Origin of the sequence: Maricaulis sp. D1M11 (assembly GCF_047308265.1) — a bacterium.
Lineage (GTDB): Bacteria > Pseudomonadota > Alphaproteobacteria > Caulobacterales > Maricaulaceae > Maricaulis.
Map to the genome: position 1 here is coordinate 1 of NZ_JBKQWY010000006.1, position 469 is coordinate 469.

The window sequence follows — 469 nt, forward strand, 5'->3', positions numbered from 1 at the left end:
CCTAGCGGGAAGGTACCGTTCTGCATATTGACCTGACGTACCGCTTCACCCCGCTCCGCTTTGGGCAGTGCAGCTAGCAAATGCTCCACAATAATCGCATGACCATTCTCCGCCGACATCAAAAGCGGGAAGGCACCGCTCTGCATATCGACCTGACGTACCGCCTCGCCCCGCTCGGCCACGGAATGAGCCGCCAGCAGATGCTCCACCACCTCCGCTTGACCATCCTGCGCCGCCATCCAAAGCGGGTAGCCGCCATTGTCGTGGCATTGCTGTACGGCCTCGCTCCGCTCATCTTCAGGCAGTGCCGCCAGCCCGACCCTCACCACCTCGGCATGACCATGCTGCGCCGCCCTCACACGCGGGAAGCCGCCATTGTCGTGGCATTGCTGTACGGCCTCGCTCCGCTCATCTTCTGGCAGTGCCGCAAGCAAGACCATCACCACCTCTGCATGACCATTCTGCGCCG

General features: G+C 62.5%; 1 pseudogene. It reads right to left on the minus strand.

The features are described 5' to 3' along the window. Positions 1-469: pseudogene (locus RMQ97_RS10965) on the minus strand (hypothetical protein); the annotation flags it as partial.